Origin of the sequence: Streptomyces sp. ISL-96, assembly GCF_018614035.1 — a bacterium.
GTDB lineage: Bacteria > Actinomycetota > Actinomycetes > Streptomycetales > Streptomycetaceae > Streptomyces.
Genome location: NZ_JAGGPA010000001.1, coordinates 26,057 through 36,777, shown reverse-complemented (window position 1 = coordinate 36,777; position 10,721 = coordinate 26,057). Strand labels below are relative to the sequence as shown.

The 10,721-nt window shown below is 68.8% G+C and carries 8 protein-coding genes; 7 read left to right on the top strand and 1 reads right to left on the bottom strand.

The window, feature by feature from the left end; genetic code table 11:
- Positions 1 to 22: 22 nt before the first annotated feature.
- The 5 genes from J7E96_RS00145 (at position 23) to J7E96_RS00125 (ending at position 6,454) form a co-directional block, all read left to right on the top strand.
- Positions 23 to 460, top strand: coding sequence for a helix-turn-helix domain-containing protein (locus J7E96_RS00145; RefSeq protein WP_215126113.1), 438 nt, complete (start codon positions 23 to 25; stop codon positions 458 to 460).
- A gap of 10 nt (positions 461 to 470) precedes the next feature.
- Positions 471 to 887 carry a VOC family protein gene (locus J7E96_RS00140; protein WP_215126111.1) on the top strand — a complete coding sequence of 139 codons (417 nt, stop codon included), beginning with the start codon at positions 471 to 473 and terminating at the stop codon, positions 885 to 887.
- Positions 888 to 1,037: 150 nt separating this feature from the next.
- Positions 1,038 to 3,428: an excinuclease ABC subunit UvrA gene (locus J7E96_RS00135; protein ID WP_215126110.1), complete on the top strand. Its 2,391-nt coding sequence runs from the start codon at positions 1,038 to 1,040 to the stop codon at positions 3,426 to 3,428.
- A gap of 195 nt (positions 3,429 to 3,623) precedes the next feature.
- Complete coding sequence (locus J7E96_RS00130; protein ID WP_215126108.1) at positions 3,624 to 5,042, top strand: aminotransferase class V-fold PLP-dependent enzyme; 1,419 nt, start codon at positions 3,624 to 3,626, stop codon at positions 5,040 to 5,042.
- Positions 5,039 to 6,454: a lysine N(6)-hydroxylase/L-ornithine N(5)-oxygenase family protein gene (locus J7E96_RS00125; protein WP_215126106.1), complete on the top strand. Its 1,416-nt coding sequence runs from the start codon at positions 5,039 to 5,041 to the stop codon at positions 6,452 to 6,454. Before J7E96_RS00130 ends, J7E96_RS00125 begins: the two co-directional genes overlap by 4 nt.
- A 13-nt stretch (positions 6,455 to 6,467) precedes the next feature.
- Here the strand turns inward: J7E96_RS00125 and J7E96_RS00120 are convergent, their stop codons facing one another.
- Positions 6,468 to 8,276 (bottom strand): bifunctional UDP-sugar hydrolase/5'-nucleotidase, encoded by a 1,809-nt coding sequence (locus J7E96_RS00120; RefSeq protein ID WP_215126104.1) that lies wholly within the window; start codon positions 8,274 to 8,276, stop codon positions 6,468 to 6,470.
- A 129-nt stretch (positions 8,277 to 8,405) separates the two neighbouring features.
- Between J7E96_RS00120 and J7E96_RS00115 the strand changes: the two genes are divergently transcribed.
- Complete coding sequence (locus J7E96_RS00115) at positions 8,406 to 9,128, top strand: SIMPL domain-containing protein (RefSeq protein WP_215126103.1); 723 nt, start codon at positions 8,406 to 8,408, stop codon at positions 9,126 to 9,128.
- A gap of 120 nt (positions 9,129 to 9,248) precedes the next feature.
- Complete coding sequence (gene pyk / locus J7E96_RS00110; RefSeq protein ID WP_215126101.1) at positions 9,249 to 10,685, top strand: pyruvate kinase; 1,437 nt, start codon at positions 9,249 to 9,251, stop codon at positions 10,683 to 10,685.
- The last annotated feature ends 36 nt before the right edge of the window (positions 10,686 to 10,721 follow it).

Genomic DNA, 10,721 nt, shown 5'->3' with positions numbered 1-10,721 from the left:
CGTGGCGGCCTATGCTGGTCCGGTGACGCTACCGGACCTCGTTCGGCTCCGCCGGGCCCGCGACCTGATGGACCGCGACTACGCCGAGCCACTCGATGTACCCGCGCTGGCACGCACGGCCCACATGTCGGCCGGCCACTTCTCCCGCAGCTTCCGCGCCGCCTTCGGGGAGACCCCGTACAGCTACCTCATGACCCGCAGGATCGAGCGGGCCAAGGCCCTGCTGCGGCGCGGCGACCTGTCGGTGACCGAGGTCTGCTTCGCCGTCGGATGTACGTCGCTGGGGTCGTTCAGCTCGCGGTTCACCGAGCTGGTGGGCGAAAGCCCGAGCGCCTACCGGGCGCGTCGGCACGAGGAGGGCGCGGCCGTCCCGGCCTGCGTCGCCAAGATTCTCACGCGACCGGTCAGGAACGCGGAACCGGTCAGGAACGGAGAAGCGAATCACGCGGCTCGCCCGTAGCGTGGGCTGCATGGACATCAGACTTTCACAGTGCTTCATCGCCGTCGACGACCACGACAAGGCGCTCGCCTTCTACCGGGACGTGCTCGGACTCGAGGTGCGCAACGACGTCGTGTTCGAGGGGATGCGCTGGGTGACGGTCGGCTCGCCGTCGCAGCCCGACGTGGAGATCGTGCTGGAACCGCCCCTCGCGGACCCGAACGCCTCGCCGGCCGACAAACAGGCCATGACGGAACTGCTGGCCAAGGGCATGCTGCGCGGCGTGATCTTCTCGTCCGACGACGTCGACGCCACCTTCGAGCGCGTCTGGGCCTCGGGCGCCGACGTGCTGCAGGAGCCGGTCGACCAGCCCTACGGAGTTCGCGACTGCGCCTTCCGCGATCCCGCGGGCAACATGCTGCGCTTCGCCCAGCGCCCCGGCAAGTGAGCCCGACGCCGGCCGGTCACGGTACTTCTCTCGCGGTACAACTCCCGTACGAGACCGGGCGATTCGGCCGCCTCCCGATGCGCGCCGCAAGCTCGTCGACCTCGACGCCGTCGGCGTAGGTTGGCGGCCCACCCAACAGATGGAGACACGATGAGCACGGCCACGAGGACGGACACGCAGTCGCCCGCGCCGCCCGCTGCCGACAGTCACGATCTGATCCGCGTGCACGGCGCGCGCGTGAACAACCTCAAGGACGTCAGCGTCGAGATCCCGAAGCGCCGGCTGACGGTGTTCACCGGCGTCTCCGGCTCGGGCAAGAGCTCTCTGGTGTTCGGCACGATCGCCGCCGAGTCGCAGCGGCTGATCAACGAGACCTACAGCGCCTTCGTTCAGGGCTTCATGCCGACGCTGGCCCGGCCCGACGTCGACGTACTCGACGGACTGACCACCGCGATCATCGTCGACCAGGAACGGATGGGCGCCGACCCCCGCTCCACCGTCGGCACCGCCACCGACGCCAACGCGATGCTGCGCATCCTCTTCAGCCGGCTCGGGACACCGCACATCGGCCCGCCCAGCGCGTACGCCTTCAACGTCCCCTCGGTCCGGGCGAGCGGTGCGATCACAGTCGAGCGCGGTGCCAAGAAGGCGGTGAAGGCGACCTTCTCCCGCACCGGCGGCATGTGCCCGCGTTGCGAAGGCCGGGGCACGGTTACCGACATCGACCTCACCCAGCTCTACGACGACTCCAAATCGATCGCCGAGGGCGCGTTCACCATCCCCGGCTGGAAGTCGGACAGCTTCTGGACCGTGCGGGTCTACGCCGAGTCGGGCCTCCTCGACCCGAACAAGCCGATCCGCGAGTACACCAAGAAGGAGTTGCACGACCTCCTCCACCGGGAGCCGACCAAGGTGAAGGTCGAGGGCGTGAACCTCACCTACGAGGGACTCATCCCCAAGATCCAGAAGTCGTTCCTGTCCAAGGACAAGGAGGCGATGCAGCCGCACATCCGGGCATTCGTCGAGCGGGCGGTCACCTTCACCACCTGCCCGGAGTGCGACGGAACCCGGCTCAGCGAAGGGGCCCGGTCGTCGAAGATCAAGGGGATCAGCATCGCCGACGCGTGCGCGATGGAGATCCGCGACCTGGCCGCATGGGTCCGCGGCCTCGACGAACCGTCGGTGGCGCCACTGCTCACCGCGCTCCGGCAGACCCTCGACTCGTTCGTGGAGATCGGGCTGGGCTACCTCTCGCTCGACCGGTCGTCGGGCACGCTGTCGGGCGGCGAGGCGCAGCGCGTCAAGATGATCCGCCACCTCGGCTCTTCGCTCACCGATGTCACATACGTCTTCGACGAGCCGACGATCGGCCTGCACCCCCACGACATCCAGCGGATGAACGACCTCCTGCTGCGACTGCGCGACAAGGGCAACACCGTGCTCGTCGTGGAGCACAAGCCGGAGACGATCACGATCGCGGACCACGTCGTCGACCTCGGCCCCGGCGCCGGTACGGGAGGCGGCACCGTCTGCTTCGAGGGCACCGTCGAGGGACTGCGGGCCGGCGGCACCATCACCGGCCGCCATTTCGACGACCGGGCCGCCCTCAAGAAGACGGTGCGGACACCCACCGGCACGCTGGAGATCCGCGGCGCGACGACGAACAACCTGCGCGACGTGGACGTCGACATCCCGCTCGGGGTGCTCTGCGTGGTCACCGGCGTCGCCGGCTCCGGCAAGAGCTCGCTGATCCACGGCTCCGTCCCCGCCTCCGCGGACGTCGTCTCGGTCGACCGGGGAGCGATCAAGGGCTCCCGGCGGAGCAACCCGGCGACGTACACCGGACTGCTCGACCCGATCCGCAAGGCGTTCGCGAAGGCCAACGGCGTGAAGCCGGCGCTGTTCAGCGCCAACTCCGAGGGCGCCTGCCCCACCTGCAACGGCATCGGCGTCATCTACACCGACCTGGCGATGATGGCCGGTGTCGCCACCACCTGCGAGGACTGCGAGGGGAAACGATTCGAGGCATCGGTCCTCGACCACCACCTCGGCGGCCGCGACATCAGCGAGGTGCTCGCGATGTCGGTGACCGAGGCCGAGGAGTTCTTCGGCGCCGGCGAGGCCCGCACACCGGCCGCGCACGCCGTACTCAACCGGCTCGCCGACGTCGGGCTCGGCTACCTCACCCTCGGCCAGCCGCTCACCACGCTGTCCGGCGGCGAGCGGCAGCGGCTCAAGCTGGCCACCCACATGGCCCAGAAGGGCGGCGTGTACGTCCTCGACGAGCCGACCAGCGGACTCCACCTCGCCGACGTCGAGCAACTCCTCGGCCTGCTCGACCGGCTCGTCGACTCCGGCAAGTCGGTCATTGTCATCGAGCACCACCAGGCGGTCATGGCACACGCCGACTGGATCATCGACCTCGGCCCCGGCGCCGGCCACGACGGCGGGCGGATCGTCTTCGAGGGCACCCCCGCCGACCTCGTCGCCGCCCGCTCCACCCTCACCGGCGAGCACCTCGCGGCCTACGTCGGAGCCTGACCGAGGGGCCCCGGCCGGGCGTGGCTGCGGCCACCGCCACCCCCGGACGCCCCCCATATCAGCTCCGCCGGATACAACTCTCCCCACCCGCACGGCAGTACCACTTTCGGGTTGAGATCGTTGAGCAGTCCGGACGCACCGGCTCATGCCTGTACACGCTGGTGTGCCAGCCGAAGCGCACCCGAAGGACCCCGCATGAGTACGCCGCCCCCCGGCACCCCCCTCCCGCCCCTCGCCGGCGGCGCAGGCGGGTCCGCCGCCCTGCGGCCGCTGATCGACACCGTCCTCGACGCCCTCCACACAGGCGCCGGCGCCCGAGGCGGACCCCTCCCCGCCGGCGGCCCCGGCGCCGTCACCGCACGACTCCGGGACGCGACCCGGCCCGTACTGCCCGCCACCGGCACCGGTGCCGAAGAAGCACTCCGTACCCTCGTCCGCGCCCTCACCGAAGGCGCCGCGGACCCGGCCGACCCCCTGTGCGTCGCGCACCTCCACACCCCGCCGCTCGCACTCGCCGTCGCCGCCGACCTCGCCGCGTCCGCGCTCAACCCGTCCATGGACTCCTGGGACCAGGCCCCCGCCGCCTCGGCCCTCGAAGCCGAAGTCGCCCGTACGATCGCCGCCGAGGTCTACCCCCACGCCCCCGCACCCGACGCCCTCGTCACCACCGGCGGCACCGAATCCAACCAGCTCGCGCTCCTCCTGGCCCGCGAACGTCACGGCCCCGTACAACTCGTCCACGGCGCCAACGCCCACCACTCACTGCCCCGCGCCGCCTGGCTCCTCGGCCTCCCCGAACCGGTGACCGTCCCCGCCCCCGCCGGCGTCATCGACCTCGCCGCACTCGACGAAGCCCTCACCGACCTGCACCACCACCCGCCCCTCCTCGTCGCCGCCACCGCCGGCACCACCGACACCGGCAGCATCGACCCCCTCCCCGAAATCGCCGACCTCTGCGCACGCCACAACGCCCAACTGCACGTCGACGCGGCATACGGCGGCCCCCTCCTCTTCAGCGACGTACACAGAACCCGCCTCGCCGGCCTCGACCGCGCCCACAGCGTCACCCTCGACCTGCACAAACTCGGCTGGCAGCCCGTCGCCGCAGGACTCCTCGCCGTCCCCGACACCGCCACCCTGGCCCCCCTCGGCCACCAGGCCGACTACCTCAACGCCGACGACGACACCGAAGCCGGCCTCCCCGACCTCCTCGGCCGCTCCCTGCGTACGACCCGACGCCCCGACATCCTCAAGATCGCCGTCACGCTCCGCGCCCTCGGCCGCCAAGGACTCGCCGACCTCGTCGACCGCACCTGCGCCGCCGCCCAGCACCTCGCCGACCTCGTCGAAAACACCCCCGGCCTCGAACTTCACGACCGGCCCACCCTCAGCACCGTCCTCTTCCGCCCCACCGGCGCCGACGACACCCACATCGCCACCATCCGCCGCACCCTCCTCACCGAAGGCCGCGCCGTCCTCGGCCGCGCCCCCGCCGACGGCCGGCTCTGGCTCAAAGCCACCATCCTCAACCCCTACACCACCCCCAACGACCTAGCAGCACTCCTCTCACTGCTCCCACCCCTGTCACTCCCGGAAGGCAGCACCCACCGATGACCGCCGCCCCCCAGCCCCAAGAACCCGAACAGCCCCACGACCTGGTCGGCATCGGCATCGGCCCCTTCAACCTCTCCCTCGCCGCCCTCGCCGACGGCGTACACGGCGGCCTCACCACCGCCTTCTACGAACAACGCCCCGCCTTCCACTGGCACCCCGGCCTCCTCATCGAAGGCGCCACCCTCCAAGTCCCCTTCCTCGCCGACCTCGTCACCCTCGCCGACCCCGCCAGCCCCTGGTCCTTCCTCAACTACCTCCGCACCCGCGAACGGCTCTTCCCCTTCTACTTCGCCGAGCGCTTCCACATCCAGCGCGCCGAATACGACGCCTACTGCCGCTGGGTCAGCGACAACCTCCCCGGACTCCACTTCGGCCACCAGGTCGACGCCGTCCGCTGGAACGCCGAACGCCAGGCCTTCGAAGTCGACTTCACCCAGCTCGACGCCGACGGCGAAGCCGAAGCCCTCGGCCGCGCCTACACCCGCAACGTCGCCCTGGGCGTCGGCACCGCCCCATACATCCCCGAACCCCTCAAACCGCTCGCCGAAGCCCCCACCGTCCCCGTCATCCACTCCTCCGCATACCTCGACCACCGCCAACGGCTCCTGGCCGCCGAACACATCACCGTCATCGGCTCAGGACAGTCCGGCGCGGAAGTCTTCCTCGACCTCCTCCGAGCCCGCCCCGCCGGCCGCGAAAAGATCACCTGGCTCGCCAGGACCGAAGCCTTCGCCCCCATGGAGTACTCCAAGCTCGGCCTGGAGCACTTCACCCCCGACTACAGCCGGTACTTCCACGCCCTCCCCGAGTCCGTACGCGACGACCTCGGCCCCCGCCAGTGGCAGCTGCACAAAGGCATCGACGCCGACACCATCGCCGCCATCCACGACGAGCTGTACCAGCGCACCCTCCACGGCGGCTGGCCCGACGCGGTCCTCACCCCCGGAGTCTCCGTACGCACCGCCGGCCGCGTCGGCACCACCAAAGTCGAACTCCACCTCGAACACCTCCAGCAAGGCACCCGCTCCCGCCTCACCACCGACGCCGTCATCCTCGCCACCGGCTACCGCGAACGCCCCCTGGGACGACTCCTCGCCGGACTCGACCCCTACATCCGCCGCGACGCGGCCGACCGGCCCCGGATCGACGACCAGTTCCGTATCGTCCTCGACCCCGCCGTCACCGGATCCGTGTACGTACAGAACGCCGAGCGGCACACCCACGGCGTCGGCGCGCCCGACCTCGGCCTCGCCGCCTGGCGCAGCGCGACGATCCTCAACTCGCTCACCGGAATGGACCCCTACCCGCTGCCGCGCCGCACGGCGTTCACCAGCTTCGGCCTGGAGCGCCGCGACGCGCCCAGGCTCCCCGCACAGCAACCGGCCCTGACCCCCCTGGCCCAGGGCCACTAGCTGCGCCCCCCGCCTAGAACACCGGCACGCCGTCCCGCGTCAGCTTCCAGCCCACCGCCGCGAACTCCGCAGGATCCAGCGTGCCCTTCGCCTGCACCCACGTAATGATCGTGTTCCGGATCTCCTCCGAATTTGCCCACAACTGCTTCGCCCCCGCGATATGCGGAAACGCCCCACCACCACTCGCCCGGTAGTTGTTCACCGCCAGCACGAACTCCGCCGCCCCGTCGACCGGCTTGCCCTCGAAAGCGAGGTTCACGATCCGCGAACCGGCCGGCTTCGCGATGTCGATCTCGTACGTCACACCCGACACCACGTCGTAGTTGTAGTCGGGAATGCTCCCCGCATTCGTCAGCTTCGACGTGTCCACCGGAGCCCCCGCCGCCGTCTGCACGTAGTACCGCGCCGAAAACTCCAAGTACTCCTTCAGCTGCGCACCAGTCAGCAGCCGCGCTTCCAGAGTGTTCTCGAAGGGGTAAAGACCCGCCGCGTCCTTGATCGTCACCTCGCCCGCGGGCACCTTCGCCGTCCGCGAGAAACACGACGCCTGCGAAAGCACCGGCACCGCCGCATACGCCCCGCCCGCCAGCGCCGCCTTCACCGTCTCCACCTGTACGTGATTGATCAGGTCGATCAGCGGCTCGTCCTTCCACGGCGCCTGCGCCGTCGTCATCGCGGCCGTCGACGTACCGATGACCTGATTGACATACGCCACGACCTTCTCGTGCTCGTCACCGAGCAGCTTCGTGATCTCCGGGTCCTCGGCGACAGTATTGGAGTTCAGAACCTTCGCCCCGACCTTCTCCACCACCCAGCGGCCCTTCGACCACACCAGATCGAAGTCGAACAGGGTCAGCCGCTGACCCCACTTGAGCGGCTCCGACAGGACGACCCTCTTCCCCGTCTCCTTGTTCTCGACGAAGTACTCGGCGATCTCCGTGTGCGCGTGCCCGACGAGGATCGCGTCGATCCCGGGAACCTGCTCGGCCACCAGACCCGCCGCGTTCTCGACGTACGGAAGCTGATCACCGTACGACGACGTACCGCTCGAACCCGAGTGCGCCGAAACGATGACAACATCCGCACCCATGGAACGCAGCTTCGGCACCCACTTCGCCGCCTGCTCCTCCAGACCCGGGAACGTCATCTTCCCCTGCACGTTCTGCTTGTCCCAGATCGCGATACCCGGGTTCGTCAGACCGAGCACCGCCACCCGCACATCACGGCCGTACGGCGTACGCAGGCTCTTCATGAAGTACGGAGGGAACGCCGGACGCAGCGTCTTCGCGTCCAGGGCGTTCGCACCGAGGAGCGGAAAGTCGCACTGCTCCTCAAACTTGCGCAGCACCGGTATGCCGTAATTGAACTCGTGGTTCCCGAGAGCGGCCGCGTCGTACCCGATGGCGTTCATCGACTGCGCCATGGGGTGCACAGGGCCGTGCTTCGCGGTGATCGGGTCGACCTTGGCGTAGTAGTACGACAGCTGCGTTCCCTGGATGGTGTCGCCCGCGTCGATGAGCAGCGTGTTACGGCGGCCCTTCTCCTCGCGGATCTGGTTCACCAGGGTGGAGATCTTCGCCAGGCCCACATCGTTGTGCGCCTTGTCGTCGAACTCCCTGTCCGTGAAGTAGTCCCAGTTGAAGACGTTGCCGTGCAGGTCGGTGGTGCCCATGACGGTGAAGGAGTACCGCTTCGAGGGACGCCCTGAGCCGTGGCTGTGGGTCTGCGCTTCGGCCGGCGCGGCGACGGCCCCGCCGGCCATCGCCACCCCGGCCCCTGCGGCGGCCGAACGGCCCAGGAACGTCCTACGGTTCAGCGGCATTTCTTGTCTCCTCGGCTTGATCCAACGCGCAACGCGACGCGCGTAGATTCTGGCCCAGGAGCCACATCGGGCAACACCCCGGGCGGGTTTCGATCTGATGACTGCTCGTTGTCACACCCGGGTGCGACAGTGGAGAGCGTGACTGACCAACCGAACCCCGCAGCCGCCCCGTACGGCACGCCCGAAGCCCCCCGCCTCGCCGTCCAGGGCGAAGCACGCCTCGAATTCGACCCCGAAATCGCACACATCGGCATCACCGTCAGCGCCCGCGGTACGGACCGCCGCACCGCACTCGAAGACCTCACCCGGCGCAACGCCCTCGCCCTCGACCTCGTCAAGACCTACGGCGACGCCGTCGAAAAGCTGGAAACCGGCGCCTTCTCCATCAGCCCCGAACTCACCCGCCACGGCCGGAGCGACCGTATCCGCGCCTACCACGGACGCGTCCACATCACCGCCGTACTCACCGACTTCACCGCACTCGGCGAACTCACCACCCGCCTGGCCGACCTAGAACTCACCCAGGTCGACGGCCCCTGGTGGGCCATGCGCCCCGACTCACCCGCCTACGGCGAAGTGCGCCGCCAAGCCGTACGGGAAGCCGTCAAACGCGCCCGCGAATACGCCCAGGCCCTCGGCGCCGACCTCGCGGCCCTCGTCGAACTGGCCGACCCCGGAGCCGAAGACGCCCACCCCGTACGCGTCGGCTTCGCAGGCGGCTTCGCCGGCCGCAGCCGGGCCGCGACAGCCGAAATGGCGGAAGACGCCCCCGCCCTCGACCTCGAACCCCAACGCCAGGCAATCCACGCCCTGGTCAACGCCCGCTTCATCATGACCCCACCCCAACTCTGACTGCTCATCAGAGCACCCCCGCGCACAATTCAACACTTGTCAATAACCCTTCATGCAAAGGTTGTTGGACAGTCATGCGGAGCCAATTTCCTACTGGCTGGTAAGGCCTAGGCTCGATGTATGCGCCGAGCAAAAATCGTTTGTACCCTAGGCCCCGCCACCGACACATACGACCAGATCAAGGCACTGGTCGAAGCCGGAATGGACATCGCCCGCTTCAACCTCAGCCACGGCACGTACGCCGAACACGAGGAGCGCTACCAGCGCGTACGCAAAGCCTCCGACGAAACCGGCCGCAGCGTCGGCGTACTGGCCGACCTTCAAGGCCCGAAGATCCGCCTGGGACGCTTCCGCGAAGGACCCGTACTCCTTGAACGAGGCGACGACTTCACCATCACCGTCGAACCCGTCGAAGGCGACCGCAACACCTGCGGCACCACCTACGAAGGCCTCGCCACCGACGTCACCACAGGCGAACGCATCCTCGTCGACGACGGCAAAGTCACCCTGGAAGTCACCGGCATCGACGGACCCCGCGTCCAGACCCTCGTCATCGAAGGAGGCATGGTCTCCGACCACAAGGGCCTCAACCTCCCCGGCGTCGCCGTCTCCGTACCCGCACTCTCCGAAAAAGACATCGAAGACCTCCGCTGGGCCCTGCGCACCGGAGCCGACATCATCGCCCTCTCCTTCGTACGCAGCGGACACGACATCCAAGACGTCCACCGCATCATGAAGGAAGAAGGCCGCCACCTTCCCGTCATCGCAAAGATCGAAAAGCCGCAGGCCGTCGAAAACATCGACGACATCGTCGCCGCGTTCGACGGCATCATGGTCGCCCGCGGCGACCTCGGCGTCGAAATGCCCCTCGAACAAGTCCCGATCGTTCAAAAGCGCGCCATCAAACTCGCCAAGCGAAACGCCAAGCCGGTCATCGTCGCCACCCAAATGCTCGACTCGATGATCGAAAACTCCCGCCCCACCCGCGCCGAAGCCTCCGACGTCGCCAACGCCGTCATCGACGGCACCGACGCGGTGATGCTCTCCGGCGAAACCAGCGTAGGCAAATACCCCATCGAGACGGTCAAGACCATGGGCCGCATCGTCGAAGCGGCAGAGGAAGACCTCCTCGCCAAGGGCCTCCCGCCCCTCACCGAACGCAACAAGCCCCGCACCCAGGGCGGAGCCGTCGCCCGAGCCGCCGCCGACATCGGCGACTTCCTCGGCGCGAAATTCCTCGTCGCCTTCACCCAGTCCGGCGACACCGTCAAACGCCTCTCCCGCTACCGCTCACCCATCCCACTGCTCGCCTTCACCCCCGACCCGGCGACCCGCTCCCAGCTGAACCTCACCTGGGGCGTCGAAACCTTCCTCGGCCCCCACGTCGACTCCACCGACGCGATGGTCGCCCAGGTCGACGAGCACCTTCTGCGCATCGGCCGCTGCAAGAAGGGCGACGTCGTGATCATCACCGCCGGCTCCCCGCCCGGCATCTCGGGCTCCACCAACCTCCTCCGCGTCCACCACATCGGCGAGGACGACCTGGCCGCCAAGTAACCCTGCCGGCAAGGACAACGGGCCCCCACACCCCAG